Here is a 26,352-nt window from a genome sequence, read left to right as displayed (position 1 = left end):
AGATCGACGCCCGAGCCGTCCGCGCGCACGCGAACCTTCACGTTGTAGTCGATCACGCGCTTCACAGGCACGAGGACCTTCATGGGCGCACTCCCCTTGGGGTTTCTTTGGGGGAGGTGTTAGCCCGGCGCCGGACGGAGCGACAGCGGAAAACCGACCGATCGCGTCACGGGGACGCCGCGTTTGAACCGCGCGGCGCCCCCGGGAGGTCAGCGCTGCTGGCCCGCGCCCTTGCCGTCCGAGCCGGACTTGCCGGACTCGTTCTCGATGTGGTCGCGCTTGTCGTACATCGAGCCCGAGGAGGGCGCGGGGGTCTGCGCCTGGGGCTGGATGCCGCCCTCGGGCGCGGGGGTGGCCGGGTTCTCGGTCAGCTGGCCGCCGCCCTTGCCGGACGAGGTGTCGGTGTGGGTCACGCCGGACTTGCTCATGGTTGCTCTCCTGTCGTCAGCGGCTGTTGCCGTCGGGGGTGCCTTCGAGGGGGCCGCCGGCGTCGGTCAGGCCCTTGCCCGCGCGGCCGCGCCGGTCGGCGTGGTCCTGGGCCTTCGTGCCGCCCATGCCCGCGCCCTGTTGCCAGTCGCGGCTCTTGCCGTTCTGCGCGTCGCCCTTGTCGGCGAACATGCCGCCGGGATTGCCGGCGGAGTCGCCGTCTTCGTTGGTGCCTGACATCGTCGCGGCCTCCTTCGAGGTTGGGAGGCGGGACCTAGGGCCCGCGTTCCCCCCGCCAAGGGAGCGTCAGGCGATCCGCAGGACGATCTTGCCCACGACCGCGTTGGATTCGAGCCGCCGGTGCGCCTCGGCGGCCTCCTCCAGCGGGAACTCGGCGTCCATCACCGGACGGATGCGACCCGAGGCGAGGAGGGGCCAGACCTCGCGTCGCAGGTCGGCGGCGATGCGGGCCTTCTGGGCGACGGACTGGGGGCGGAGGGTGGAGCCGGTGACCGTCAGGCGGCGGCGCATGACCTGATTGAGGTCGATCTCGGATTTCGGGCCCTGCAGGAAGGCGATCTGCACGAGGCGGCCGTCGTCGGCGAGCGCGCGCAGGTTGCGCGGCAGGTAGGGCCCGCCCACCATGTCGAGGATGAGGTCGGCGCCGCCCTGCTCCGTGAGGATGGTCTCGAAGTCCTCGGCGTGGCGGTCGATGCCGCGCTCGGCGCCGAGGCTTTCGCAGGCCCGTGCGCGCGCCTCGCCCCCAGCGGTGGCGAAGACCCGGGCGCCGAGGGCGGCCGCGAGCTGGATCGCCGTCGTGCCGATGCCCGAGGCGCCGCCGTGGACGAGGAAGCGCTCGCCCGCGCGTAGGCGGCCGCGGTCGAAGACGTTGGACCAGACGGTGAAGAAGGTCTCGGGCAGGGCGGCGGCCTGGGCCAGCGTGAGGCCGTCGGGCACGGGCAGGCAATGGGCGGCGGGGGCCAGGGCGTATTCGGCGTAGCCGCCGCCGGGGAGGAGGGCGCAGACCTCGTCGCCGGCGTTGAGGCCGGTCACGCCGGGACCCAGGGCGTCGATCGTGCCCGCGCCCTCCAGCCCCGGCAGGTCCGAGGCGCCGGGCGGCGGGGCGTAGGCCCCCGCGCGCTGGAGCGCGTCGGGGCGGTTCACGCCCGCATAGGCCAGACGCAGGCGCACCTCGCCGGGGCCGGGTTCGGGGAGGGGCCGGGTGACGGGGACCAGCACCTCGGGCCCGCCAGGGCGGGAGATGGCGACCGCGCGCATGGGGGTCACTCCTTGGGCCTCCAGCCGCCGGGCAGGTCCTCGGGGCGCTGCGGGGCGCTGATCCGGCCCATGATCCAGCCCAGCGGGCCGGTCAGGGGGCGCAGCACGGGGTTGTTCCTGGCGCCGGCCTTCCATTTCTCGAAGGCCATGACGTCGCCGATCCGGCGGTCGATGAAGGCGTTGGTGCGCGCGAGGTCCGGCGAGTCGTCGCCCAGCCGGTAGAGCACGACGGAGGCCAGCACCGCCGAGAGCGTGGCGCGCTTGGAGTACCAGTTGCCGTCGCGCGAGGCGTCGCCCAGCGCGGTCCAGATCGCGTCGGCGGTCTCCCACAGGAGGCGGCCGCCCAGCGCGGCGTTCTGCGGCAGCGCGAAGAGTGCGGCCGAGCGTCGCAGGGCCTCGCGCTCGGGCAGGGCGGCCATGCGGGACTTGATGGCGAAGGCCACGCGGTCGCGCAGGCGCATCGCGCCCAGGTCGGCGCAGGCCAGCGCCTTGCCCATGGCGCGGTCCCCCTGCCGGTGCCATTCGACCGCGAGGTCGAGCGGCCCGCGGGGCGCGGCGGCGCGCGCCTCGGCCATCGTCACCTCGGCCTCGCGCGCGGCGCTGGCGAAGGCCCGGTCGGACCAGCCGTCGAAGGGGACATGGGGCAGGATGGCGCGCAGCAGGGCGGCGCGGGTGGGGTCGGTGCCGAACTCGGTGGCCGGATCGTCGTCGATCATATCGCGCATTTCCCCCCTCGTCCTTTCTCTGGACAGGCCTTGCCCCCCTTGCTATAGGCCGGGCCTCCTGCATTGCCATGCGAAACTCGAACCCGGAAAGGTGGTGACAACCACATGCAGGTCTCTGTTCGCGACAACAACGTCGACCAGGCGCTCCGTGCGCTCAAGAAGAAGTTGCAGCGCGAGGGCGTGTTCCGCGAAATGAAGCTCAAGCAGCATTTCGAGAAGCCGTCCGAGAAGAAAGCGCGCGAGAAGGCCGAGGCGATCCGTCGCCAGCGCAAGCTCGCCCGCAAGAAGCTGCAGCGCGAAGGGCTCCTCTGAGCTCCTTGGGCTGACGCCTGAACGAATGGTCAGACCCCCGCGGGCCCAGGGCTCCGGGGGTTTTTCCGTTGCGTGCGGGGCCGATCCGCGCGACGAACGGGCCCATGCATCTCTATCTGACCCATCCGCAGGTGCGGATCGACCCGGCCGTGCCCGTGCCGCTCTGGGGCCTGTCCGAGGAAGGGCGCGCCCGTGCGGCGGCGCTGGCGGCGCAGGCTTGGCCCTGGGCGTTCCGGCGCATCGTGGCGAGCGAGGAGGTCAAGGCGCGCGAGACGGCCGGGGTGCTGGGCGCCGCGCTGGGGCTGGCGGTCGAGGTGCGGCCGGGGCTTCATGAGAACGACCGGAGCGCGACCGGCTACCTGCCGCGCGCCGAGTTCGAGGCGGTGGCCGACCTGTTCTTCGCCCGGCCCGACGAGTCGGTGCGGGGCTGGGAGACGGCGCGGGCGGCGCAGGCGCGCGTCCTGGCCGCGGTGGGCGCGGCCCTGGCCGAGGCGCCGGGGGTGCCCGCGCTGGTCGTGGGGCACGGGGCGGTGGGGACGCTGCTCAAGTGCGCGCTGGCCGGGCGGCCCATCGCGCGGCGCGAGGACCAGCCCGACGGCGGGGGCCACCATCTGGGCTTCGCGCTGGAGCCCGCGGGTCTGCGCCACGACTGGCGGCCCATGGAGATGGCCCCGCCCGGCGCCTAGGCGGGCAGGAGCCCCGCGAGCGCCGCGCCTTCGAGGAGCGAGGGGGCGACGTGGTGGGCATGCGCCCCCTTGGTCGGGTGGAGATCGGGAACCTGCACCACCGTGAGCCCCGCCGCATGGGCCGAGCGGGCGCCGGTTTCCGAGTCCTCGAAGGCGAGGCAGCGGCGGGGGGCGACGCCCAGGCGCTCGGCCGCGAGGAGATAGGCGTCAGGCGCGGGCTTGGGGGCGGCCACGTCATCGAAGGTGACGACCGTGCGGAAATGGCGCCGCAGGCCCGTGAACTCCAGCTTCTCCTCGGCCGGACCGCGACGCGAGGAGGTGGCGAGCGCGAGGGGCAGGCCTGCGTCGGCCAGCCGGTCGAGGATCTCCCGTGCGCCGGGCTTGATCGGGATGCCCTGCCTGAAGCGCTCGGTGCAGAGCGTGTCCCATTCGGCGAGGAAGGCCCCGAACTCGACGGGGCTGCCGGTGTGCTCCTCGATCAGGCGGGCGCGGGTGCGGTCGTCGATGCCGGCGAGCGACTCGAAGAAGGCGAGCGACACGGGCAGGCCCAGGTTGGCGCAGGCCTCGACCCCGGCGAGGTTGCACAGGGCCTCGGTGTCGATGAGCGTGCCGTCGAGATCGAAGATCACGGCGTCGAAGGGCGCGGGCATGGCGAGGGTCCGGGCTGTTGCCCAGGCGTGATAGCGGCCCGCGCCGGTCAGAGCCAGAGCCGGAAGCGATGGAAGCCTCCGGGCGCGGGGTGGAGGGGCTCGATGCGGCGGTCGGCGACGGCAGGCAGGTGCCGCGCCGCGCCGGGGCCGCTGTCGAACCAGGCCGCGGTGCCGGGATGGGGGGCGAAGCGCCAGCGGGGGCGGGGCGCGGGGTCGAGCGGCCCCGCGCGGCGCAGGTGGGCCTGGACGATGTCGCGGATGCCCCGCGTGCTCTGGATCAGGGGATGCGCGGCCTGGGCCGCGGCGAAGCCCCCGCCCCCGCCCAGGCGGTAACTGTTGGTGACCAGCGCGAAGCGGTCGCCGTCCGTCACCGGGCGGCCGTCGTGGCGCAGGTCCCGCACGCGCCGCGCAGCCGGGTCGGTCACGCGGCCGTCGCGGTCGGTGCGGGGCGGCCCGAGCGGGTCGATGACCCAGCTCAGCCCGTCGATCACGTCGAAGTTGTAGGGTGGCATCTCCTCGTCGAGGAGCGGTTGGTCGGTGTCGCCGGGCGTCAGGGTGCGGAAGATGGCGGCGCTGCGCTCCAGCCAGTCGCGCAAGCCCGCGCCCTTGATCTCGACCACGCAGAAGGCGTTGGGATGGATGTAGAGCTCGGCCCCCTGCCGCAGCGCCACGGGGCCGGGCGGGATGTCGATGTAGTGGCCCGGGCCGCTGCGCCCGCCGGCCTTGAAGGGGGCGACGGCGGCGAGGACCGGCAGCACCTCGGCCGGGGTGCCGGCGAGCATATGCCGGGCCTCGTGGCGCAGGGCGTCGGCGAGCACGTCGAGCGTGGCGTCGGAAGCGACGAGGGAGAAGTGGCTCTGGAGGGGAACCCGCGTGGTGCCGATGGGGCGGGTGGCGGCCTCGGAGAGCCGCCGCTGGTAGGGGACGGCGAGGGCGGCCAGTTCCTCGTCGAGGGGGAGGTCGGGGGGAACGGGCTCGGCCCGGACACGATGGGCGGCGACGCGCCAGGCGCGCGCCTCGCGCCGGAGCGCGAGGTCGATCACGCCCACATGGCCTCCGAAGGCGCCCGCCTGCACGGCCGGCCGGCCGTGGAGCGTGCCCGCGACCGGGTCCATCCCCTCGGTCGCCGCCCAGCCGGGGCCGGGGAAGGCACGGTGCGTGTGCCCCAGGATCAGCGCGTCGAGCCCCGGCAGGGCGGCCAGGGGCAGGGCCGCGTTCTCCTGGAAGGGCTCGGGCCGGGGGCCGCCGATCCCCGAATGGCAGAGCGCCACCACGAGGTCGGCGCCCTGGGCGCGCAGGCGGGCGATCTCGGCTGCGGCGGCGGGGACGATGTCCTGGACGCGCACCGCGCCGCGCAGCACGAGGCTGTCCCAGCGCTCGATCTGCGGGGGCGCGACGCCCAGCACGCCGATGCGGAGCGAGTGGGTCCGGCCCTGCTCGTCCTTCGCGATGCGGTCGAGGATCACCGAGGGGCGCAGGAGCGGCCGCCCCGCGGCGGTGCGGACGTTGGTGGACACCATGGGGAAGGCCGCGGCCCCGAGCGTGGACAGGAGGAAGGGGAGGCCGTGGTTGAAGTCGTGGTTTCCCATCGTTCCGGCGTCGTAGGCCAGCGCGTTCATGGCTGCGACCATGGGATGGGGCCCGGACGGGGGCGGAGCATCCGGCCCGCGCCCGGCGAGCCAATCCGCCAGCAGCGTCCCCTGGAACACGTCGCCGTTGTCGAGCAGGATCGCGAGGCCGCCCGGCGCCTCGGCCCGGAGCCGCCGGATCAGCCGCGCGGCCTGGACGAGCCCGGTGCCGGGCAGGGGACGGTCGGCGTGGTCGTCGTAGGGCAGGAGATGGGCATGGAGGTCGGTGGTGGCCAGGAGGCGTAGGTGCGCGGTTGCGCCGTCGTCCGGTCCGTCGCCGTCCACTTTTCTTTGCCTCTCGTGCTGCCAACATCTGCAACCGAGGGTTGCCATCCTTGCAGGTGGCGCGGGAAACGTTCGAAACTAGGGAAAAGGAAGGGCCGATCGATGGAAACCGCGGAACTCGTGACCTTCGGAGGGTCGGGGCTCGACCGGGCCGAGGACCTGCGGCGCGACCCGGAGGCGCTGGCGGCGCTGCGGGCGCGCCCGGGGGCGCGGCGCGTCCTGCTGCGCGCGGGCGAGCCGCTGGTCGAGGGGTCCGAGGCGGCGCCCCGGCTGGCGCGGCGGCCCATCGAAGGCGCCGCGAGCGAAGGATTGGTGTTCCTGGGGCGCGAGGGGGACGAGGGCGTCTGGGCCGAGGCCGTGGAATCGGCCGAGGAGGGCGAAGGGCGCTGGGGCGACCTGCGCGGCGTCATGGCCCGGCTGTCGCCCCGCGACGCGGAGCTGGCGGCAACGGGCAAGGCGGTGCTGGGCTGGCACACGAGCCACGGCTTCTGCTCGGCCTGCGGAACGCGGAGCCGGCCGGCCCCCGCCGGCTGGCGGCGCGACTGCCCATCCTGCGGGACGCAGCACTTCCCGCGCACGGACCCGGTGGTCATCATGCTGGTCACGCACGGCAACGACGTGCTGGTGGGCCGTTCGCCCGGATGGCCCGAGGGGATGTTTTCGCTGCTGGCGGGCTTCATGGAACCGGGCGAGACCGTCGAGGCCGCCGTGCGCCGCGAGGTCTGGGAGGAGGCCGGCGTGCGCGTGGGCCGCGTGGGCTACCTCGCGAGCCAGCCGTGGCCGTTTCCGGCCTCGCTGATGCTGGGCTGCCGGGGCGAGGCGCTGACGCGCGAGATCGCGGTGGACCCGCAGGAGCTGGAGGCGGCGCTGTGGGTGCCGCGCGAGCGAATGATGGGCGTCTTCGAGGGGCGCGACCCCGAGATCCGCGCGCCGCGCCACGGGGCGATCGCGGCGTTCCTGCTGCGCGAGTGGCTGGCGGACCGGCTGGACTAGGTCTCGTGCCGGGGCCGGGCGGCGGGGAAGACGCCCAAGACGTCGAGCCGGTCGGAGAAGTAGTGGAGCTCCTCCAGCGCGCGGGCCAGCGCCGGGTCCTCGGGATGGCCCTCGACCTCGGCGTAGAACTGGGCGGCCTGGAAGGAGCCCACGAGGTAGCTTTCGAGCTTGGTGACGTTCACGCCGTTGGTCGCGAAGCCCCCCAGCGCCTTGTAGAGCGCGGCGGGGATGTTGCGGACGCGGAAGACGAGGCTCGTCATCATGGACTCGCTGCGGCGCGTGCGGTCCTCCTCGCGCGACATGACGAGGAAGCGGGTGGTGTTGCCCTCGTGGTCCTCGACCCCCCGCGCGAGCACGTCGAGCCCGTACACCTGGGCGGCGATCTCGGGGGCAAGCGAGCCCTCGGCGGGGTCGTTCAGGTGCGCGACCTCGCGGGCCCCCGCGGCGTTGTCGGACCAGGCCAGCGTCTGGAGGCCATGGGCGCGCACGAAGCCGCGCGCCTGGCCCAGGAGGATCGCCATGCCGCGCACGCGCCGCAGGTCCCCCAGGCGCGCGCCCTTCACGCCCAGCACGCTGATGCGGACGCGCAAGAAGTGCTCGTCCACGATGTGCAGGCCGCTTTCGGGCAGGAGCTGGTGAACGTCGGCCACGCGGCCATAGGTCGAGTTCTCGACGGCGATCATGCCGAGGTCGGCCTCGCCCGAGCGCACCGCCTCGATGGCGTCCTCGAAGGTGGGGCAGGGCAGGGGGTCGAAGTCGGGCCGCGCCTCGAGGCAGGCTTGGTGGCCGTAGGCGCCGACCTCTCCCTGGAAGGCGATGCGCGGCATGGGAGTCCCCTTTCGGCTCGGGCAAGCGGAGCGCTGTCATGCCGCACCCCCGCTCGCTGTCTCGTGCGGCGCCTACACCTTGCGGAGCCCCGCCGGAAGCGGATACATGGCGCCCGACACGGGCACAGGGAACGGGACGCGACATGTTCGACACGATGACCCTCACCAAGATCGTGGGCGGCTTCTGCGGCTCGCTCCTGGTCTTTCTGCTGGGTGGCTGGGTGGCCTCGGGCATCTATGGCGGGGGCGAGGAAAGCCATGCCACCGCGGAAGGCGAGCACGGCGAGATCCACCAGGCCTATGTCATCCCCGTCGAAGGTGGCGAGGGCGAGGCCGCCGAGGAGGTGACGCCCGAGCAGATCGCGGCCGAGTTCCAGGAAGCCTTCGCCGCCGCCGACCCCGCCGCGGGCGAGGGCGAGTTCCGCCCCTGCTCGGCCTGCCATGCGCTGGAAGCCGGCGACAACCGCACGGGTCCCTACCTTTACGGTGTCGTGGGCCGTCCGATCGACGCGGCCGAAGGCTACGACTACTCGGGCGCGCTGGAGGTGCTGGGCGAGGCCTGGACGCCCGAGGCGCTCAACGTCTTCCTGATCGACCCGCAGGCCGCCGCGCCGGGCACCAAGATGAACTACAACGGCATGAAGGACGTGCAGGACCGCGCCAACCTGATCGCCTATCTCGACAGCCTCGACGGCTGATCGCGCCCGCGAGGGGACATCGAAGGGCCGCGCTTCCTCCGGGAGCGCGGCCCTTTCGCATGTGCGGCGCTCACGGGAGGGTCACGCAAACGGTGCTTGAATCCGCGGGCCCGGGACCGATAGTTGGCTGAAGCCCCGGATCTCAGGAGGAGCCCCATGCCCGGACCACGCCGCCGACCCACGGCCGTCGCGCTGTCGCCCGTCCTCGACCCCCGGTGGCTGGGCGCCAGCGCCCTCGCGGTGGCGGCGGTCCTGCTGGCGGCCCCGGCCCCGGCGCAGGAGGCGACGGAGCCGGTCCCGGCCTCGGCCGAGGCCGGAACGACCGTCACCCACGGCTACAACTTCTTCGGCGAGCTCAAGTATCCCGAGCCCGACTTCGTGCTGGACTACGTCAACCCCGACGCGCCCAAGGGCGGCGAGATCGCCCTCTCGGCCGAGGGGACCTTCGACAGCTTCAATCCCTTCACCATCGCCGGCGGGGCCACGGCCTATGGCGCCTACGGCGTCGAGTCGATCCTGACGGCCACGGCCGACGACCCGACCTCGCTCTACTGCCTAATCTGCACGACCATGGAGTATCCCGAGGACCTGTCCTGGGTGATCTTCACCCTGCGGCCCGAGGCGCGCTTCGCCGACGGCTCGCCGCTGACGGCCGAGGACGTGAAGTTCTCGCACGACCTCTTCATGGAGCAGGGGCTGGAGTCCTACCGCATGGCCGCGGGGGGCATGGTGTCGGACGTCGAGGTGCTCGACCCCCAGCGCGTCCGCTTCACCTTCGCCGAGGACGCGCCCGTGCGCGACCGGATCGGTCTGGCGGGCGGCCTGTCGGTCCTGTCGCAGGCCTGGTTCCAGGAAACCGGCCAGCGGCTCGACGAGCCGAGCGACAAGCCGCTGCTGGGCTCGGGCCCCTACATGATCGAGAGCTTCGACTTCGGCCGCCGCATCGTTATCGGGCGCAATCCCGACTACTGGGGGGCCAGCCTGCCGATCAACGTCGGGCGCAACAACTTCGACCGCATCCGGGTCGAGTACTTCGCCGACTCGAATGTGGCCTTCGAAGCCTTCAAGGCGGGCGAATACACGTTCCGCATCGAGAACTCCTCGCTGCTCTGGGCCACGGGCTACGATTTCCCGGCGCTGGAGCGGGGCTGGGTCGTCAAGGGCGATCTGCCCAACGGCGGCCTGCCGGTGGCGCAGTCCTTCGTGTTCAACCTGCGGCGCGACACCTTCCAGGACCCCCGCGTCCGCGAGGCCTTGGGACTGATGTTCAACTTCGAGTGGTCGAACGAGACGCTCTTCTACGACCTCTACACCCGCACCATCGGCTTCTGGAATGAATCCGACCTCATGGCGCAGGGCACCCCCTCCGAGGGCGAGCTCGCGCTCCTGCAGCCGCTGGTGGACGAAGGGCTGCTCGACCCCTCGATCCTGACGGCCGAGGCGGTGGTGCCCCCGGTGTCGAGCCCCGAGCGGCAGGCCGACCGGGGCAACATCCGGCAGGCCTCGGGGCTTCTGGACGAGGCGGGCTGGATCGTGGGCGACGACGGGCTGCGCCGCAAGGACGGGCGGACGCTGGACGTGGTGATCCTGGAGGACTCCCCGACCTTCGACCGGGTCATCAATCCTTACGTCGAGAACCTCCAGCGGATCGGCGTCAACGCCCGGCTGGAGCGCGTGGACCCCGCGCAGATGACGCAGCGGCGCGACGAAAGCGACTTCGACATGACCACCTGGGGCTTCGCCATGAGCCTGGAGCCCTCGACGGGCCTGGAGCAGTGGTTCGGGTCCGAGAGCGCGGCCGAGAGCAACCGCAACCTCATGGGCCTGCAGGACCCGGCGGTGGACCGGCTGATCACGACGGTCGTCGCCGCGCAGACCCGCGAGGAGATGGTCACGGCCGTCAACGCGCTCGACCGCGTGCTGCGGGCCCAGCGGTTCTGGGTGCCGCAGTGGTACAAGGACACCTACACCGTCGCCTACTACGACATGTTCGACTACCCCGAGCCGCTGCCGCCCTACGACCTGGGCTACCTCGACTTCTGGTGGTACGACCAGGAAAAGGCCACGGCGCTGCGCTCCGCTGGCGCCCTACAGTAAGGCCGGGTCCTTGGGCGCCTACATCCTCCGACGCCTCCTGCTCGTGATCCCGACGCTTCTCGGGATCATGATCATCAACTTTGTCCTGGTGCAGTTCGTCCCTGGCGGCCCGATCGAGCAGATCATCGCCCAGATCGAGGGCCGCGGCGACGTCTTCGAGAACATCTCGGGCGGCGGCAGCGAGGTGGAGGCGACCGGCGGGGGCGAGGAGTTCGGCTATGCCGGGGCCCGGGGCCTGCCGCCCGCCTTCATCGCCGAGCTGGAGCAGCAGTTCGGCTTCGACAAGCCGCCGCTCGAACGGTTCCTGCTGATGATGTGGGACTACATCCGCTTCGACTTCGGCGAGTCGTGGTTCCGCTCCGAGTCGGTCGTGAACCTTGTGCTGGAGAAGATGCCGGTCTCGATCACCCTGGGGCTCTGGTCGACGCTGATCGCCTACCTGATCTCGATCCCGCTGGGCATCCGCAAGGCGGTGCGGGACGGCTCGCCCTTCGACACCTGGACCTCCGGCGCCATCATCGTGGGCTACGCCATCCCGGGCTTCCTGTTCGCGATCCTGCTGATCGTGCTGTTCGCCGGGGGAAGCTACTTCCGCATCTTCCCGCTGCGGGGGCTCACCTCGGACAACTGGGAAGACCTGAGCCTCATCGGCAAGGTGCTGGACTACCTGTGGCACATCACGCTGCCGGTGCTGGCCTCGACCATCTCGGCCTTCGCCACGCTGACGCTGCTCACGAAGAACAGCTTCCTCGACGAGATCAAGAAGCAGTACGTGATGACCGCCCGTGCCAAGGGGCTGAGCGAGCGGCGGGTCCTGTACGGGCACGTCTTCCGCAACGCCATGCTGATCGTGATCGCGGGCTTCCCGGCGCTGTTCATCTCGGTCTTCTTCGGGGGCTCGCTCATCATCGAGACGCTGTTCTCGCTCGACGGGCTGGGGCGGCTCGGCTTCGAGGCGGCCGTGGCGCGGGATTACCCGATCGTCTTCGGCACGCTCTTCGCCTTCTCGCTCATGGGCCTCATCATCGGGATCGTGTCGGACATCACCTATGTCATGGTCGATCCCCGCATCGACTTCGAGAGCCGCCGATGACGGACAGCGCCCGCCCCAACGTCCAGACGCCGCCGATCCCCGAGCCCATGCCGGGCCGCCCCCCCGCGCCGGTCGAGCCCCTGTCGGAGCCGCTGCCCGCGCCGCTCGCCCCCGCGCGGCGGCCCCGGCTGTCGCCGCTCAACCAGCGGCGCTGGCGGAACTTCCGCCGCAACAGCCGGGCTTTCTGGAGCCTCGTGATCTTCGGGGTCCTGTTCGTGCTCTCGCTCTTTGCCGAGTTCATCGCCAACGATCGCCCGATCCTGGTGAACTACCGGGGCGAGCTTCGGATGCCGGTCTTCACCTTCTATTCCGAGCAGGCCTATGGGGGCGACTTCCCCTCGGAGGCGGCCTACACCGACATCGAAGTGCAGTGCCTGATCGAGACCGGTGGCCTCGTGGACTGCTTCGACGACCCCGAGGGGCTGATCGAGCAGGCGCAGGCCGGGACGATCCAGGACCCGGAGTTCCAGAAGGGCTGGATGCTCTGGCCGCTCATCCCCTACAGCTACAACACCATCGTGGACGTGCGGGGCGTCGCGCCCTCGCCCCCCGATCAGTTCAACTGGCTGGGCACCGACGACACCAAGCGCGACGTGCTGGCACGGGTGATCTACGGTTTCCGCCTGTCGGTCGCCTTTGCGCTGATCGTGACGGCGGCGGCCTCTCTCATAGGGATCGTAGCCGGAGCGTTGCAGGGCTACTTCGGCGGCTGGACGGACCTCGTCTTCCAGCGGATGATCGAGATCTGGTCGGGGACGCCTTCGCTCTACGTCATCATCATCGTCTTCGCGATCCTGGGGCGGAGCTTCTGGCTCCTCGTGGGCCTGACCATCCTGTTCGGCTGGCCGGCGCTGGTCGGCGTGGTGCGGGCCGAGTTCCTGCGGGCGCGGAACTTCGAATACGTCCGCGCGGCGCGGGCCCTGGGGGTGTCGAACGGCACCATCATGTTCCGCCACCTGCTGCCCAACGCCATGGTGGCCACCGTGACGATGCTGCCCTTCCTCGTGACCGGGGCCATCGGCACGCTCGCGGGGCTCGACTTCCTGGGCTACGGGCTGCCGTCCTCGGCGCCGTCGCTGGGGGAGCTGAGCCTTCAGGCCAAGCAGAACCTTCAGGCGCCCTGGCTGGGCTTCACCGCCTTCTTCACCTTCGCCATCATGCTGGCGCTTCTCGTGTTCATCTTCGAGGGCGTGCGCGACGCCTTCGATCCCCGGAAGACCTTCCAGTGAGCGGGCCCCTCCTCCAGGTGCGCGACCTTCGCGTGGGCTTCCGCCAGGACGGCGGCGTCGTGCCGGCAGTGAAGGGCGTGAGCTTCGCCGTCCACCGGGGCGAGACCGTCGCGCTGGTGGGCGAGTCGGGCTCGGGCAAGTCGGTCACGGCGCTGTCGACCGTGCAGCTTCTGGGCGACAACGCCCGCGTCGAGGGCTCGGTGCTCTACGAGGGGCACGAGATGGTGGGCGCGCCCGAGCGCGAACTCATGCGCGTGCGGGGCAACGACATCAGCTTCATCTTCCAGGAGCCGATGACCTCGCTGAACCCGCTCCACACCATCGAGAAGCAGCTTCGCGAATCGATCGAGCTGCACCAGGGGCTGCGGGGCGAAAAGGTCACCGGGCGCATCCTGGAGCTGCTGACGCGGGTGGGCATCCGCGACCCCGAGACGCGGCTGGGGGCCTATCCGCACCAGCTTTCGGGCGGGCAGCGGCAGCGGGTGATGATCGCCATGGCGCTGGCCAACGGGCCGGAGCTGCTGATCGCGGACGAGCCCACTACCGCGCTCGACGTGACGATCCAGGCGCAGATCCTGGACCTGCTCGCGGACCTCAAGGCGCGCGAGCGGCTGTCCATGCTCTTCATCACCCATGACCTGGGCGTCGTGCGCCAGATCGCCGACCGGGTCTGCGTGATGCAGAGCGGCCTAATCGTGGAGCAGGGGCCCGCGGGGGAGATCTTCGCGAACCCCCAGCACCCCTACACGCGCAAGCTGCTGGCGGCCGAGCAGACGGGCCTGCCCGCGCCGGTGCCGGCGAGCGCCGAGACGGTGGCCGAGACGCGGAACCTGCGCGTCTGGTTCCCGATCCAGCGGGGGCTGTTCAAGCGCACGGTGGGGCACGTCAAGGCCGTCAACGACGCCACGCTGGAGGTCCGGGCCGGCGAGACGCTGGGCATCGTGGGCGAGTCGGGGTCGGGCAAGACCACGCTGGCGCTGGCCATCATGCGGCTCCTGCCCGCGACGGCGGGAGGGATCGTGTTCCTGGGGCGCGGGATCGAGGGGCTCGCCCAGCGCGAGATGCGGCCCCTGCGCCGCGAGATGCAGATCGTCTTCCAGGACCCCTTCGGCTCCTTGTCGCCCCGCATGACGGTGGGCGAGATCATCGCCGAGGGGCTGGGCGTGCATGGCTTGGAGCCGGGGCGCAACCGGCGCGAGATGGTGGGGGAGGTCATGGGCGAGGTAGGGCTCGACCCCGCCACCATGGACCGCTACCCGCACGAGTTCTCGGGCGGGCAGCGCCAGCGCATCGCCATCGCGCGGGCGCTGATCCTGAAGCCGCGGCTCATGGTGCTGGACGAGCCGACCTCGGCGCTCGACATGACGGTGCAGGTGCAGATCGTGCAGCTCCTGCGGGGGCTGCAGCAGAAGCACGGACTGGCGTTCCTGTTCATCAGCCACGACCTCAAGGTGATCCGCGCCATGGCGCACCGGGTCATGGTGATGAAGGACGGCGACGTGGTGGAGGCGGGGCCGGCGGCCGAAGTCTTCGGCCAGCCCCGGACCGAGTACACGCGGACGCTGATGGCGGCGGCCTTCCCGGTGACCCAGGCGGCGGAGTAGCCCCGTCAGGCCGACAGCCAGACATCGAGGAAGAGCATCGTCACGAGGCCCAGCGCGAGGCCCGCCGTCGCGCCGCGCTGGTGGCCGCCGCGATGGGTCTCGGGGATGATCTCGTGGCTGATGACGTAGAGCATCGCGCCGGCGGCGAAGGCCAGGCCCCAAGGCAGGAGCGGCTGGGCCAGCGCCACGGCGGCCGCGCCGAAGAGGCCGCCCAGAGGCTCCACCAGGCCGGTCAGCGAGGCCACGGCGAAGGACCGGCCGCGCCCGTAGCCCTCGGCCCGGAGCGCGACGGCGACGGCCAGTCCTTCGGGCGCGTTCTGGAGGCCGATGCCGATGGCGAGAGGCAGGCCCGACTCCCACCCGTCCGCGCCGAAGCCCACGCCCACGGCCATGCCTTCGGGCAGGTTGTGGATGGTGATCGCGGCCACGATAAGCCAGATGCGCGCGAACGCCTCGCCGCCTTGCCCCTCGCGGCGCGAGTCGAAGTGCTCGTGGGGCAGCGCCTCGTTCAGGAGGCCCACGGCGGCCATGCCGAGGAGGATGCCACCGCAGGCGATGGCGGCGGGAAGGGCGCCGGGGCCGTAGGACACCTCGGCCGCCGCGAGCGCGGGCAGGATCAGCGAAAAGAACGAGGCCGCCAGCATCACGCCGGCGGCGAACCCGAGCATCGCGTCCCGCAGGCGGGGACCGGGCACGCCCCCGACGAGGATCGGAAGCGCGCCGGCCGCGGTCATGAGGCCGGCGGCGAGGCTGCCCAGGAGGCCGAGGAGGACGGGCGACATCGCGCCCCTGGTCCTATTCCTCGGTGCCGATCATGAAGCAGGTGGTGTTGCGGGCCTGGAGGCGGCGGCAGGCGAGGTCGGCCTCGTCGCGCGTGAGTCCCATGATGTTGCCGTCGAAGCCGCCCGAGCGCTGGACGACGCGGCGCAGGCCGCCGTCGAGCGTGGAAGATTCGGCCAGCGCCACCTGGATCAGCGCCCGTTCGGCCGCGTCGCGCGACGGGTAGCTGCCGAGGTTGATGCCCCAGAGCGAGCCGCCGGAGGTCGAGAACCGGGTGACGACCTCGGGCTCCTCGGCCAGCAGCGGCGCCTTGGCCGGGTCGATGGCGGCGGCGGTCATGATGATCTCGGTCGCGGGCTCGGGCGGGGCGGCGAGCGCCTGGGCGAGCGCGTCCTCGATCTCCTCCTCCTTCACCCCCGAGGCGAAGGCCACCACCGTGGAGCCCGGGCGCGGCTGCGGGCGCAAGGAGGTCTCGATGGGGCCGCTGACGCGGCCGGGATCGGGGGCCACGGGCGCGGTGGGCGCGGCGTCGGTGTTGGCCGCGACCTCGCGCAGGTCGTCCGCCGTCACGACCGGCGGATCGACCGCCACCACCTGCGCCTGGGCCGGGGCGTGGTCGAAGCCCATGTCGAGGAGCCGCGAGATGCGGGCGTTGCGGTCGGCCGTCGAGGTGCCGCCGAAGACGGTGGCGATGATGCGCACGTCGCCCCGCTGGGCCGAGGCCACGAGGTTGTAGCCGGCGGCGTTGGTGAAGCCGGTCTTGATGCCGTCCGCGCCCTCGTAGGCGTCGAGGAAGCGGCGGTTGGTGTTGTTGACCTGCGCCATGCCGGCGTCCGCCGTGCGGCGGGAGAAGAGGTTGTAGTACTGGGGGTAGTCGTAGATCATGTGCCGCCCCAGGATGCTCATGTCGCGGGCGGTCGAGTAGTGCCCTTCTTCCGTCAGGCCGTTCATGTTGCGGAAGTGGGTGTGGGTCATGCCCATCGCCTGCGCCATGGCGTTCATGCGGGCTGCGAAGGCCTCCTCGCTCCCGGAGATGGCGTAGCCGATGGCGGTGGCGGCGTCGTTGGCGGACTTTACGGCGGCGGCGCGCAGCAGGTAGCGCAGCTTGATCTCCTGCCCCGGACGGAGGCCCAGGCGCGAGGGCGGCTCGTCGGCGGCGTCGGCGGGGATGCGCACCACGGTGTCGAGCGTGATCTCGCCCCGCTGGATCGCCTGGAAGGCGAGGTAGATCGTCATCATCTTGGTAAGCGAGGCGGGGTGGAGCGGCGTCTCGGCGTTCTCTTCGTAGAAGATCTGCCCCGTCCGCGCATCCATCACGAAGGCCGCGAAGGGCGCGGCCTGCGCCGCCATCGCGCCCAGGACATTTGCACAGATGATGATCGCCAGCCAGGCGGTGCGCCCGATTCGTCTGCCCATGACACTGCCCCTTTTGCGCCTCGGGGGGACGTTTGAAGGCCCGTCCACCTCTTGTGGAGCGAAGCCTAGCACGGGCGGTTGTGCGGAAAAAGCGTCTTGATTGGGAGGGTTCCACCGCTCACGCAATCTTTCGTCTCAAGATATGGGCCTAAGTGACAGGGAATCCCACCACCCGCTGGGGTCCGGGGGTCTTCGCGGCGGTTCCTTCCGCAACGAGAGATTCCGGGCTGTGGCGGCGCTGCTTCACGCCCTCCGGCCCAGCTCGGCGACAAGGGCCGGGAGTTCGCCCAGGGAGGCGATCTCGCGGAACCGGGGATGCCCCTGCGGCGCCTCGGCCCGCTCCAGCTCCCAGATCACGCCATGGGGGACGTGCACGCCCCAGGCGCCGGCGGCGAGGGCCGGGATCACGTCGGACTTGAGCGAGTTGCCCACCATCATCGAATGCCGCCCCCCGTGGCGCGCGAAGATGCGCAGGTAGGTGGCGGGCGTCTTGTCCGAGACGATCTCGACCGCGTCGAAGATCTCGCCCAGGCCCGACTGCGCGAGCTTGCGCTCCTGGTCCAGAAGGTCGCCCTTGGTGATGAGCACGACCTCGCCCTGCTGCGCGGCGGCCTCGACGGCCTCGCGGGCCTGGGGGAGGAGGTCGATGGGATGGGCCAGCATCTCGCGGCCCATGGCCAGGATCTCGGCGATGACTGTGGCGGGGACGCGGCCCTCGGTCGCCTCGATGGCGGTCTCGATCATGGACAGCGTGAAGCCCTTGATGCCGAAGCCGTAAAGGCCGAGGTTCCTGCGCTCGGCCTCCAGCAGCCGGGCGCGCAGCCCCTCGCCCTCCATGTGGGAGGACAGCAGCTCGGCGAAGCGGTCCTCGGTGAGGCGGAAGAAGCGCTCGTTGTGCCAAAGGGTGTCGTCGGCGTCGAAGCCGATGGTCCAGTCGGGCATGCTCACTCCCTCGCGTCTTTCCTTGGGCGCGCGGCGGGCTTATATACCAGCCGAATGGAAATCCATCCTTGATAGGCTGCCAACGCCCCATGATGACGGGTCAAGCTCATATCATGGCCGGCAGGCCCGGCCAGGACCAGGACGGCGGCACGGGCGTCAAGCTCGAGACGCGCACGCGCACCCAGCGCCCGCCGCTCTACAAGGTGCTCATCCTCAACGACGACTACACGCCGATGGAGTTCGTCGTCCACGTGCTGGAGCGATTCTTCGGCATGAGCCACGCGCAGGCCTTCGACCTGATGCTGACGGTCCACAAGAAGGGGCTGGCGGTGGTCGGGGTCTATTCCTACGAGATCGCGGAAACCAAGGTGGCGCTGGTGATGGACTTCGCGCAGCGGCACCAGCATCCGCTGCAATGCACCATGGAAAAGGAATAGGGGCCGCAGGCCCGACCTCATGTCACGTTCACGTCTTGCCACGGCCCTCGAGGAGGGCCTTTCGCTGCCCGAGGGCCAGGTTCTCGTGCTGCGGCCGCCCCAGGCCATGGACCTGTCCGCCCTGCCGCGCGAACGCCTGCTGATCGAGCATACCTTCCGCCCCGACCGCGACGCCTGGGCGGGCGCGGGCTACCGGATCGTGGACGAGGGCCAGCCGGTCCCCGCCGTGCTGGTCTGCGTGCCGCGGTCGAAGGCGCTGGCGCGGGGGCTGGTGGCCGAGGCGGCGCGGCTGGCGCCTCTGGTGATCGTGGACGGGCAGCGCACCGACGGGGTGGACGCGCTGTGGCGCGACGTGCGCGACCGGCGCGACGATGCGGTCGAGGGGCTCACGCAGGGGCATGGGCGGCTGTTCTGGTTCGCGGGCGGCGCGGGCTTCGAGGATTGGGCGCTGGGCGGGCCGGTTAAGGGACCCGACGGCCTGTTCGCGCAGCCGGGCGTGTTCAGCGCGGACGGGGCGGACCGGGCGTCGCTGATGCTGGCCGAAGCGCTGCCGGCGAAGCTGCCGCGCCGGATGGCCGATTTCGGCGTGGGCATCGGGGTGCTGGCGCTGGCGGCGCTGGCGCGCGAGGGCGTCGAGTCCATCGACCTGATCGAGGCCGAGCGGCTGGCGCTCGACTGCGCGCGGGCGAACGTGACCGATCCGCGTGCGCGCTTCCTGTGGGAGGACGCGCGGGTGGGGCTGCGGGGGCCTTATGACGGGGTGGTCATGAACCCGCCGTTCCATGTCGGCCGCCGGCCGGACCCGGAGCTGGGCGTGGCGTTCATCAAGGCCGCGGCCAAGGCACTGACGCCTTCGGGGCAGCTCTGGCTGGTGGCGAACCGGCACCTGCCCTACGAGACGGTGCTGGGCGAGACGTTCCGCAACGTGGCCGAGATCGGGGGCGACGCGGGCTTCAAGCTGCTGCACGCCGCGCAGCCGCTCAAGGCCAAGCCCGGCGCCCCGCCGCGTCCGAGCGGGCGCAGCGTGACGCGGACGAGGCGCTGAGCGCCGCTCACTCGGGGTAGGTGGCGACGCAGGCCTGCACGCGGGCGTCGCGCTCGGCCGCCAGGGCGGCGCGGCGTTCGAGGAGGCCGTCGAGCTTGGCCTGCTCGGTCGCGAGGTCGATGGCGACGGGGCGCTGGACGTCGACCACGTCGGTGTCCTCGCACCAATAGCGCCGCTCGGTGCCGTCCTCGAGCTCGACCTCGCAGATCTCGCGGTCCACGTCGATGCGCTGCGAAGTCTCGATGGCGTAGCCGCGGTTCAGGTTGCCCTGCGTCTCGCGGATGAGGAGGTCCACCGTGCGCAGCTCGCGCGAGGCGCCGGCGATGCAGCTTTCGCGGGGCGTCTGGCAGGCCGAAAGGGCCAGCGCGGAGAGCAGGACGGCGGCGGGGGCGAGGCGGCGCATGACGGAAACTCCTTGGTCCTCCATGTCCTAGCCCGGTGGAGAGGGGCGGGGAAGGGTGCTAGGTCCGTTATCCGATAGCACGGAGAGGGTGATGGACGGGATGATGAGCGGGGAAAAGGCGCGCGCCTCGGCCTGGTTCGGGGAGCTGCGGGACCGGATCGTGGCGGCCTTCGAGGGGCTGGAGGATGGCGAGGCGGCGGGGACCGAAGGGATCGCGCCGGGCCGGTTCCAGTTCCGCGAGACCCGCCGCAGCGCGCCCGACGGGGGCGACGCGGGCGGGGGCGTCATGGCCACGCTCAAGGGCGGGCGCGTCTTCGAGAAGATGGGGGTGGGCGTGTCCACCGTCCACGGCGTGCTGGGGACGGAGGCGCAGCGGGCGATGGCGGCGCGGGGCGTGCCGGGCGTGGCCGAGGACCCGCGCTTCTGGGCGAGCGGGATCAGCCTTGTCGCGCATCCCCGGAACCCGCATGTCCCGGCGGTGCACCTGAACACCCGGATGTTCTGGACGCCCGCCGCCTGGTGGTTCGGGGGCGGCACCGACCTCAACCCGGCGATCGAGTACGGGGAGGACACGGCGCATTTCCACGGCGTGCTGAAGGACCATCTCGATCCCCATGGGGCGGAGGAGTACCCGCGCCAGAAGGCCTGGGCGGACGAGTACTTCTTCGTGCCGCACCGGAGCCGGGCGCGGGGCGTGGGGGGCATCTTCCTCGACGACCGCAACTCGGGCGACTGGGAGCGGGACTTCGCGATGATCGTGGATATCGGCAAGGCCTTCCTGCCGGCCTGGCTGCCCCTGGCGGAGCGGCGGGTGGCGCAGCCCTGGGGGGAGGCCGACAAGGACCGGCAGCTCATCCACCGGGGGCTCTATGCCGAGTTCAACCTGGTCTACGACCGGGGGACGAAGTTCGGGCTCGCGTCGGGGCACGACGCGGAGGCGGTGCTGATGAGCCTGCCGCCGCTGGCGAAGTGGGCCTGAAAGGGGATCGGAGCGTTTCCGCCCCATCTGGGGGCATGAGGGGACGGCCTCCGAGAGCTGCCCGCGGGACGCCACTCCGGGCGGGCAGGGGGCGCGTCCACGACGCGCGGCGGCTGGGGGTGGTCCCAGTGGTCCGAAGGCACGCTTTCAGGACCTGCAAAGAGCGGGGCACGGGGGTGCCTTCCGAAGGTGGGAGAGTCATGTCCCGCCAGCGGCCCCGCGATGTGGGACCAGCCTCGCAGGCAAGGGTTAACGGTTCCCTACAGCACCGAACGGTCCTCCCCCGGTGCGCGCAACACCCCGGCGGAACGCGTTCAGGGGCGGGATGGCCCGATCGTGACCCGGCCGCGCCTCAGCGCAGCCACTGGGCCATGCCGATGGAGGCGGGGGCGACGGGCTCGAAGCCGAACTGGGCGTAGAGGCGGTGGGCCTCGCCGTCGGCGATGAGGCTCACATAGGCCTCGGCCGGCACGCGGGCGCGCAGATGCGCCACGAGCGCCCCCATGATCGCCTTGCCCAGGCCGCGCCCCTGGTGCGCGGGGTCCACCGCGACGTCCACGACCTGGAAGACCAGCGCGCCGTCGCCGATCACCCGGCCCATGCCGACGATGGCGCCGTCCCTTTGGACATGGACGCCGTGGACGGTGTGGGGCAGGCCGAGCCGGGCGGCCTCGGGCGTCCGGGGCGTCAGGCCCGAGATCGCGCGGAGGCGGCAGTAGTCCTCGACCGGGGGGACGCCCTCGACCAGACGGTAGCGCTCATCCATGGCGGCCCTCGCGCACCGTGTCGATCATGCGGTGGACGTTCTCCACGCTCGCGTCGGGCGTGATGCCGTGGCCGAGGTTGAAGATGTGCGGGCCGCCCGCGAAGGCGCGGACCACGCGGCGCGTGGCCTCGACCAGCTCGGGGCCGCCGGTGACAAGGTGGGGCGAGGCGAGGGCGCCCTGCACGCAGCCCGCGGCTTGGACATGCCGGGCCGCCCATTCGGGCGCCACGCCGTCGTCGAGCGCGATGCAGTCGGCCCCCGTGGCGGCATGCGCCCCCTCGAAGCGTTCACCCGCGCCGCGCGGGAAGGCGATGACGGGAAGGCCGGGGTGGCGCTGCTTGAGGGCGGCGGTGATGCGGCGGGCGGGATCGAGGCTGTAGGCGCGGAAGTCGTCGCCCTGGAGCGAGCCGGCCCAGGAATCGAAGATCTTCACGACCTCGGCCCCGGCCTGCACCTGGCGGGACAGGTAGTCGATGGTCGCGTCCGTGAGACGGTCGAGGAGGGCTTCGAAGAGCGGGCGGTTCGTGCGGATGAGGTCGTGCGCCGGGCCCTGGTCGGGCGTGCCCCGGCCCGCGATCATGTAGGTCGCCACCGTCCAGGGCGCGCCCGCGAAGCCGATCAGCGCGGTTTCCGAGGGCAGTTCGCGCGAGAGGATGCGCACCGTCTCGTAGACGGGCGAGAGCGTGTCGTGGATGGCGTCCACGGGCTTGAGGCGGGCGAGGTCGGCCTCGGTCGTCACGGTCGAAAGGCGGGGGCCCTCGCCGGCCTCGAAGGTGAGGTCGAGGCCCAGGGCCTGCGGGATCAGGAGGATGTCGGCGAAGAGGATCGCCGCGTCGAAGCCGAAGCGGCGGATCGGCTGGAGCGTCACCTCGGCCGCGAGGTCCGGGTTGTAGCAGAGGTCGAGGAAGCTGCCCGCCCGTTCGCGCGTGGCGCGGTACTCGGCGAGGTAGCGGCCCGCCTGGCGCATCATCCAGATGGGCGGGACGGGCAGGGTCTCGCCCGCGAGGGCGCGCAGGAGGAGCTTGGTCATGGCCTCCGGGTGCCCGTCCGGCGGCCCGATTGTCAAGCGTCGGCGTGGACGCGGGGGTGGGGGACGTGATAGGATGGCGCTTGTTGGACTTCACGGCGGAGGACCGTCATGACGCTGACCCAGGCCCTCGGGGCCCTGTTCCTTCTTCTCGCGATCACGGCCGAGATGCTGGCCTTCTGGCTTCTGCCGCGGCTGGGCGTCGCGGACCCCTCGGCGGGGCTGCTGGCCGCCGCCCTGGGAGGCGCGCTGGCGGGCGGGCTGCTGGTCTGGTGGCTCGCGGAGATGCGCCGGCGCTGAGAGTTGCCCCGAAGGGCGGCTTTGCGTAAGGGTCTGACATGACCCAAGCCCCCCTTCGCATCGGCACGCGCGGCTCGCCCCTGGCGCTGGCCCAGGCCCACGAGACCCGCGCCCGGCTGATGGCCGCCACGGGCCTGCCCGAGGACGCCTTCGAGATCGTCGTCATCCGCGTCACGGGCGACGCGGTGCAGGACCGGCCCTTGTCCCAGATCGGCGGCAAGGGCCTGTTCACCAAGGAGATCGAGGAAGCGCTGCTGGCGGGCGACGTCGATCTCGCCGTCCATTCCATGAAGGACATGCCGGTCGCGCAGCCCGAGGGGCTGAGCCTCGACTGCTACCTGCCGCGCGAGGACCCGCGCGACGCCTTCGTGACGCTGACCGAGCACGCGGGGCTTGCCGACCTGCCCGAGGGGGCGGTGGTGGGGACGTCGTCCCTGCGTCGGCGCGCGCAGCTTCTGGCGCGGCGCCCGGATCTGCGGGTAGTGGAGTTCCGGGGCAACGTGCAGACGCGGCTGTCGAAGCTGGCGCAGGGGGTGGCCGAGGCCACGTTCCTGGCGATGGCGGGGATGAACCGGCTGGGCTACGCCGACGTGCCCGCCCGGCCCATCCCGCCCGACGCCATGCTGCCCGCCATCGCGCAGGGGGCCATCGGCGTCGAGCGGCGGACGGATGACGCGCGGGTGGCCGAGATGCTGGCGCTGATCCATGACCGCGACACGGGGCTGCGGCTGGCGGCCGAGCGGGCCTTCCTCGCGGGGCTCGACGGGTCCTGCCAGACGCCCATCGCCGGGCTGGCCGAGATCGAGGGCGACCGGCTGCGGCTGCGGGGCGAGATCCTGCAGCCCGACGGGAGCCGGGTGATGGCCGACGATTGCACCGGGCCGCTGGAGGAGGGCGCCGACATCGGCGGCGTCATGGCCTGCCGGATGCGGCGCGAGGCGGGGCCGGACTTCTTCGCGGCCTGGAGCTAGAACCCCGCCGGCGGCACCGTCTTGCCGGGGTTCAGGAGGCCCCGCGGGTCGAGCGCGGCCTTGAGGCTGCGCATGACCTCCAGCGCCACCGGGTCCTTGTGGGCGCGCATGGCCGAGAGCTTGGACTGCCCGATCCCGTGCTCGGCCGAGAAGCTGCCGCCGAGGCTGACCGCCGTGTCGTCCACGAGCGCGCGGATCTGGGCGAGGTGCGCCTTGTCGCCGCGCGTCGGATAGGCGGTGTAGTGGATGTTGCCGTCGCCCAGGTGCGAGACGAGGAAGTCGGTGGCCTCGGGGTCCACCTCGGCCAGCCGGCGGCGGATGGTGAGGAGGAAGTCCTCCAGCCGGTCGAGCGGCACGGCGATGTCGGTGTCCACGAAGTAAGGCTTGAGGAAGGTGATCTCGGCCGCCGCCTCGCGCCGGGCCCACATCTCGCGCCGCTGCGATTCGGAGCGGGCGACCACGGCGTCGAGGACCTGCCCCGTCTCCATGTGGTCGGCCAGCACCTGCTCCACCAGCGCCACGACGGGCACCGTGCCGTCGGGGCCGGGCTCGGCGTCGCGGGGGGCGGTGGCCCCGACCTCCACCATGACGTTGTGCGTATGGGGCGCCTCGAACGGTTCGCGCGCGCCGGGGAAATGGGCGAGGTGGGCCTCGATGTAGGAGCGGGGCATGTATTCGAAGGCCTCGACCGCGCCGCCCGTGGCCTCGCGCAAGCGGGCGAGGAGGTCGAGCGCGGCGGGGATCGAGGGCACGGCGACCATGGCCGTCGCGGTGGCGCGGGGGCGGGGAACCAGCTTGAGGACGGCGGCCGTGATGATCCCGAGGCTGCCTTCCGCCCCGATGAACAGGTGCCGCAGCGCGTAGCCCGAGTTGTCCTTGTGCAACTCGGACATCAAGTCGAGGACGCGGCCGTCGGCGAGGACGACCTCCAGGCCCAGGCACTGCTCGCGCGCCGAGCCGTAGCGCAGGACGTTCGATCCTCCGGCGTTGGTCGAAAGCGCCCCTCCGATCATGGCCGAGCCCTTGGCCCCGAAGGTGAGCGGAAACTGGAGGCCCACCGAGTCGGCGGCCTGGTGGAGCTGGTCGAGGATCACCCCCGCCTCGGCCACGACGATCCGGGGGCCGGGCTTGAGGGCGCGGATGCGGTTCATGCGGTCGAGCGAGAGGACCAGCGCGCCGGGTGCGTGCGTGGCCCCGGTGAGCCCGGTGCGCCCCGAGGCGGGGACCACGGGCGTGCGGCTGTCATGGGCGAGGCGGAGCACCTCGGCCACCTCGGCCGTGGAGCCGGGGCGGACGACGGCGAGCGGCTCGCCCCGGTAGGCGCCGGTCCAGTCGCGTGCCCAGGGGGCGGCGGCCTCTCCGGCGAGGACATGGGCCGGTCCCACGAGGGGGGCGATGCGGTCGACGATGTTCATGCGGGGTTCCTCCGGCGGCTCGCCCCCGTCTTGATGGCCGAAGTCGCGGCAGGCCGGAAGGGGGCGGCGCCGTCACTTTGCCGGTTGACGACTCCCCGCGCAGGCCTTAGATGCAGGGCCCGTGGCGGAGTAGCTCAGCTGGTTAGAGCGGCGGAATCATAATCCGCGTGTCGGGGGTTCAAGTCCCTCCTCCGCTACCACACTAAATCCCTGAGAATTATAAAAATTTCGAAGCAGCGGATGGTATCCTCGCGGCCGGAAGGCTCGCGGGCGCTGGTTTGGGCTACACCTGGGCTACAGAATGCATCGGCTAAGGCGCGGTGGTGCGCTCCGGGTCCTGGCCTCTAGGCGGTGCTGCGATTGCAGGAGCTTCCGCCCGACGCACGTCAGGCGACGAGGAACCTGAGTACCGTCGGAGGTCGCCAGATGATTCGATGTCTGGCCGGGGGATGTCGATCAGCTCCCGCGCAAACCAAGCTGCGGGGTGATAGGACCCGCTCTCGACCAGAATGCCAAGCTCGGTGAGCTGGCGCAGGAGAGTTCGGGCCGCGGCGTCGGTCACTCCGATCCGCTCCACGATGGTCCTAGCCTGCACGACGGGACGGTCGAAGATCAAGTCGATGACGCCGAGGAGCTTGTTGCTGCGGCTCGCCGCCATGGCGCGGGCACGGTATTCCACATGCAGGCGTAGCACCCGGTCGATGGTGCGGACGGTCCGGGTGACGCTGAGCGTCGTCACCTCGAGGAAGAAGCTGATCCAGTCGATCCAGGTGCCCTTGGCCGAGACTTGGTACATCAGGTCGATGTAGGCGTCTTTCCGCGGCTCGAGTTCCGGGCTCATGTAAAGGACGGGCATGTCCACGACTGTCTCCGTGACGGCCATCAGCGAGATGAGCATGCGGCCCAGGCGGCCGTTGCCGTCGGCGAAGGGGTGGATGGTCTCGAACTGATAGTTGACGAGGGCCATGTCGATGAGCGCGTGGGTCGGCGCCTTCCGCTCCCGGTTGATATGGCGTTCCAGGTCGGACATGGCAGCCTCTGCCTCTCGTAGTGGAGCAGGGATGAAGCGGGCTGTGTCGAGCCGGTGTCCTCCGATCATGTTCTGGTCGCGCTTGTACTGCCCGAGGAGCTGGTCCTGACCGCGGACGCGGCCGACGCGATCCAGAAGGCGCTCGTGAGCGCCTTCCAGGAGACGGCCGGAGATGGGAAGACGTTTCAGCTCCTCCTCGGCCTAAGGTCAGGACCTGTAACGGCTCTGGTCTTTCAGCGGTGTTGATCAGCATGGAATAAGGACCCCGCTTCCGGGGTGATCGGCGTCCAAACGGGACCCCTTTGGCGCA

Annotated in this window: 28 protein-coding genes, 1 tRNA gene and 1 pseudogene; 14 read left to right on the top strand and 16 right to left on the bottom strand. The window is 71.5% G+C overall.

The annotated features are described in order from the left end of the window. The 5 genes and pseudogenes from FHG71_RS19055 to FHG71_RS19035 all read right to left on the bottom strand — a co-directional run. Positions 1 to 83 (bottom strand): annotated as a pseudogene (locus tag FHG71_RS19055) (electron transfer flavoprotein subunit beta/FixA family protein); the annotation flags it as partial. A gap of 126 nt (positions 84 to 209) precedes the next feature. Further along, entirely contained in the window at positions 210 to 428 is a 219-nt protein-coding gene (locus tag FHG71_RS19050) for a hypothetical protein (protein WP_139083283.1), read from the bottom strand. 16 nt (positions 429 to 444) lie between these two features. Further along, positions 445 to 666 carry a hypothetical protein gene (locus FHG71_RS19045; protein ID WP_139083282.1) on the bottom strand — a complete coding sequence of 74 codons (222 nt, stop codon included), beginning with the start codon at positions 664 to 666 and terminating at the stop codon, positions 445 to 447. 66 nt (positions 667 to 732) lie between these two features. Continuing rightward, a complete protein-coding gene (locus tag FHG71_RS19040) occupies positions 733 to 1,704 on the bottom strand; it encodes an NAD(P)H-quinone oxidoreductase (RefSeq protein WP_139083281.1) in 972 nt (323 codons plus the stop codon). A 5-nt stretch (positions 1,705 to 1,709) separates the two neighbouring features. Next, positions 1,710 to 2,429, bottom strand: coding sequence for a COQ9 family protein (locus tag FHG71_RS19035; RefSeq protein ID WP_342777518.1), 720 nt, complete (start codon positions 2,427 to 2,429; stop codon positions 1,710 to 1,712). A 105-nt stretch (positions 2,430 to 2,534) separates the two neighbouring features. Here FHG71_RS19035 and rpsU point away from each other — a divergent pair, with 105 nt between their 5' ends. Then, positions 2,535 to 2,741, top strand: coding sequence for a 30S ribosomal protein S21 (gene rpsU, locus FHG71_RS19030; RefSeq protein ID WP_037282216.1), 207 nt, complete (start codon positions 2,535 to 2,537; stop codon positions 2,739 to 2,741). Between the two features lie 104 nt (positions 2,742 to 2,845). Beyond that, positions 2,846 to 3,427 (top strand): histidine phosphatase family protein, encoded by a 582-nt coding sequence (locus FHG71_RS19025; RefSeq protein ID WP_139083280.1) that lies wholly within the window; start codon positions 2,846 to 2,848, stop codon positions 3,425 to 3,427. On the opposite strand, the gene FHG71_RS19020 is transcribed toward FHG71_RS19025, so the two are convergent. Both FHG71_RS19020 and FHG71_RS19015 read right to left on the bottom strand, forming a co-directional pair. Continuing rightward, on the bottom strand, positions 3,424 to 4,077 hold the full coding sequence (locus tag FHG71_RS19020; RefSeq protein ID WP_139083279.1) for an HAD family hydrolase: 654 nt from the start codon (positions 4,075 to 4,077) through the stop codon (positions 3,424 to 3,426). The two genes, FHG71_RS19025 and FHG71_RS19020, sit on opposite strands and share 4 nt — an antisense overlap. Before the next feature lie 47 nt (positions 4,078 to 4,124). Next, on the bottom strand, positions 4,125 to 5,990 hold the full coding sequence (locus tag FHG71_RS19015; RefSeq protein ID WP_176559509.1) for a bifunctional 2',3'-cyclic-nucleotide 2'-phosphodiesterase/3'-nucleotidase: 1,866 nt from the start codon (positions 5,988 to 5,990) through the stop codon (positions 4,125 to 4,127). A gap of 102 nt (positions 5,991 to 6,092) precedes the next feature. Between FHG71_RS19015 and nudC the strand changes: the two genes are divergently transcribed. Then, positions 6,093 to 6,983 carry an NAD(+) diphosphatase gene (gene nudC / locus FHG71_RS19010; RefSeq protein ID WP_139083277.1) on the top strand — a complete coding sequence of 297 codons (891 nt, stop codon included), beginning with the start codon at positions 6,093 to 6,095 and terminating at the stop codon, positions 6,981 to 6,983. Here nudC and FHG71_RS19005 read toward each other — a convergent pair. Continuing rightward, positions 6,980 to 7,810: a prephenate dehydratase gene (locus FHG71_RS19005; RefSeq protein WP_139083276.1), complete on the bottom strand. Its 831-nt coding sequence runs from the start codon at positions 7,808 to 7,810 to the stop codon at positions 6,980 to 6,982. The genes nudC and FHG71_RS19005 overlap by 4 nt on opposite strands. A gap of 143 nt (positions 7,811 to 7,953) precedes the next feature. Here FHG71_RS19005 and FHG71_RS19000 point away from each other — a divergent pair, with 143 nt between their 5' ends. The 5 genes from FHG71_RS19000 (at position 7,954) to FHG71_RS18980 (ending at position 14,531) form a co-directional block, all read left to right on the top strand. After that, on the top strand, positions 7,954 to 8,508 hold the full coding sequence (locus FHG71_RS19000) for a c-type cytochrome (RefSeq protein ID WP_139083275.1): 555 nt from the start codon (positions 7,954 to 7,956) through the stop codon (positions 8,506 to 8,508). Between the two features lie 156 nt (positions 8,509 to 8,664). After that, a complete protein-coding gene (locus tag FHG71_RS18995) occupies positions 8,665 to 10,605 on the top strand; it encodes an extracellular solute-binding protein (protein ID WP_139083274.1) in 1,941 nt (646 codons plus the stop codon). Positions 10,606 to 10,615: 10 nt separating this feature from the next. Next, on the top strand, positions 10,616 to 11,698 hold the full coding sequence (locus FHG71_RS18990) for a microcin C ABC transporter permease YejB (RefSeq protein ID WP_139083273.1): 1,083 nt from the start codon (positions 10,616 to 10,618) through the stop codon (positions 11,696 to 11,698). Continuing rightward, the gene (locus FHG71_RS18985; RefSeq protein WP_246045517.1) at positions 11,695 to 12,927 is read left to right on the top strand and encodes an ABC transporter permease subunit; all 1,233 of its coding nucleotides are present in this window, start codon (positions 11,695 to 11,697) and stop codon (positions 12,925 to 12,927) included. Before FHG71_RS18990 ends, FHG71_RS18985 begins: the two co-directional genes overlap by 4 nt. Then, positions 12,924 to 14,531, top strand: coding sequence for an ABC transporter ATP-binding protein (locus tag FHG71_RS18980; RefSeq protein WP_139083272.1), 1,608 nt, complete (start codon positions 12,924 to 12,926; stop codon positions 14,529 to 14,531). Before FHG71_RS18985 ends, FHG71_RS18980 begins: the two co-directional genes overlap by 4 nt. A gap of 5 nt (positions 14,532 to 14,536) precedes the next feature. Here the strand turns inward: FHG71_RS18980 and FHG71_RS18975 are convergent, their stop codons facing one another. The 3 genes from FHG71_RS18975 to FHG71_RS18965 form a co-directional block, all read right to left on the bottom strand. Further along, the gene (locus FHG71_RS18975; RefSeq protein ID WP_139083271.1) at positions 14,537 to 15,313 is read right to left on the bottom strand and encodes a ZIP family metal transporter; all 777 of its coding nucleotides are present in this window, start codon (positions 15,311 to 15,313) and stop codon (positions 14,537 to 14,539) included. A 13-nt stretch (positions 15,314 to 15,326) separates the two neighbouring features. Further along, the gene (locus FHG71_RS18970; RefSeq protein ID WP_425467376.1) at positions 15,327 to 16,727 is read right to left on the bottom strand and encodes a serine hydrolase; all 1,401 of its coding nucleotides are present in this window, start codon (positions 16,725 to 16,727) and stop codon (positions 15,327 to 15,329) included. Between the two features lie 243 nt (positions 16,728 to 16,970). Beyond that, positions 16,971 to 17,669: an HAD family hydrolase gene (locus FHG71_RS18965; RefSeq protein WP_139083270.1), complete on the bottom strand. Its 699-nt coding sequence runs from the start codon at positions 17,667 to 17,669 to the stop codon at positions 16,971 to 16,973. A gap of 92 nt (positions 17,670 to 17,761) precedes the next feature. Between FHG71_RS18965 and clpS the strand changes: the two genes are divergently transcribed. Further along, positions 17,762 to 18,106 carry an ATP-dependent Clp protease adapter ClpS gene (gene clpS / locus FHG71_RS18960; protein WP_139083284.1) on the top strand — a complete coding sequence of 115 codons (345 nt, stop codon included), beginning with the start codon at positions 17,762 to 17,764 and terminating at the stop codon, positions 18,104 to 18,106. Between the two features lie 19 nt (positions 18,107 to 18,125). Further along, complete coding sequence (locus tag FHG71_RS18955) at positions 18,126 to 19,151, top strand: class I SAM-dependent methyltransferase (protein WP_139083269.1); 1,026 nt, start codon at positions 18,126 to 18,128, stop codon at positions 19,149 to 19,151. 7 nt (positions 19,152 to 19,158) lie between these two features. Here the strand turns inward: FHG71_RS18955 and FHG71_RS18950 are convergent, their stop codons facing one another. After that, entirely contained in the window at positions 19,159 to 19,554 is a 396-nt protein-coding gene (locus FHG71_RS18950) for a hypothetical protein (RefSeq protein WP_139083268.1), read from the bottom strand. Between the two features lie 91 nt (positions 19,555 to 19,645). Between FHG71_RS18950 and hemF the strand changes: the two genes are divergently transcribed. Further along, entirely contained in the window at positions 19,646 to 20,533 is an 888-nt protein-coding gene (gene hemF, locus FHG71_RS18945) for an oxygen-dependent coproporphyrinogen oxidase (RefSeq protein WP_139083267.1), read from the top strand. Positions 20,534 to 20,885: 352 nt separating this feature from the next. Here the strand turns inward: hemF and FHG71_RS18940 are convergent, their stop codons facing one another. Further along, positions 20,886 to 21,299: a GNAT family N-acetyltransferase gene (locus tag FHG71_RS18940; protein ID WP_139083266.1), complete on the bottom strand. Its 414-nt coding sequence runs from the start codon at positions 21,297 to 21,299 to the stop codon at positions 20,886 to 20,888. Beyond that, positions 21,292 to 22,329 (bottom strand): uroporphyrinogen decarboxylase, encoded by a 1,038-nt coding sequence (gene hemE / locus FHG71_RS18935; RefSeq protein ID WP_139083265.1) that lies wholly within the window; start codon positions 22,327 to 22,329, stop codon positions 21,292 to 21,294. The genes FHG71_RS18940 and hemE overlap by 8 nt, the downstream gene beginning before the upstream one ends. 108 nt (positions 22,330 to 22,437) lie before the next feature. On the opposite strand from hemE, the gene FHG71_RS18930 reads away from it, so the two are divergent. Then, on the top strand, positions 22,438 to 22,626 hold the full coding sequence (locus FHG71_RS18930; RefSeq protein WP_139083264.1) for a hypothetical protein: 189 nt from the start codon (positions 22,438 to 22,440) through the stop codon (positions 22,624 to 22,626). A gap of 38 nt (positions 22,627 to 22,664) precedes the next feature. After that, a complete protein-coding gene (hemC, locus tag FHG71_RS18925) occupies positions 22,665 to 23,597 on the top strand; it encodes a hydroxymethylbilane synthase (protein ID WP_139083263.1) in 933 nt (310 codons plus the stop codon). On the opposite strand, the gene FHG71_RS18920 is transcribed toward hemC, so the two are convergent. Then, complete coding sequence (locus FHG71_RS18920; RefSeq protein WP_139083262.1) at positions 23,594 to 25,012, bottom strand: FAD-binding oxidoreductase; 1,419 nt, start codon at positions 25,010 to 25,012, stop codon at positions 23,594 to 23,596. The genes hemC and FHG71_RS18920 overlap by 4 nt on opposite strands. Positions 25,013 to 25,135: 123 nt before the next feature. On the opposite strand from FHG71_RS18920, the gene FHG71_RS18915 reads away from it, so the two are divergent. After that, positions 25,136 to 25,212 (top strand) — tRNA-Met (locus FHG71_RS18915). A gap of 110 nt (positions 25,213 to 25,322) precedes the next feature. Here FHG71_RS18915 and FHG71_RS18910 read toward each other — a convergent pair. Beyond that, the gene (locus FHG71_RS18910) at positions 25,323 to 26,201 is read right to left on the bottom strand and encodes a Fic family protein (protein ID WP_281281983.1); all 879 of its coding nucleotides are present in this window, start codon (positions 26,199 to 26,201) and stop codon (positions 25,323 to 25,325) included. Positions 26,202 to 26,352 lie beyond the last annotated feature (151 nt).

This window comes from Rubellimicrobium roseum (genome assembly GCF_006152145.1).
GTDB classification, from domain to species: domain Bacteria; phylum Pseudomonadota; class Alphaproteobacteria; order Rhodobacterales; family Rhodobacteraceae; genus Rubellimicrobium; species Rubellimicrobium roseum.
This window is presented reverse-complemented; position numbering and strand designations above follow the sequence as displayed.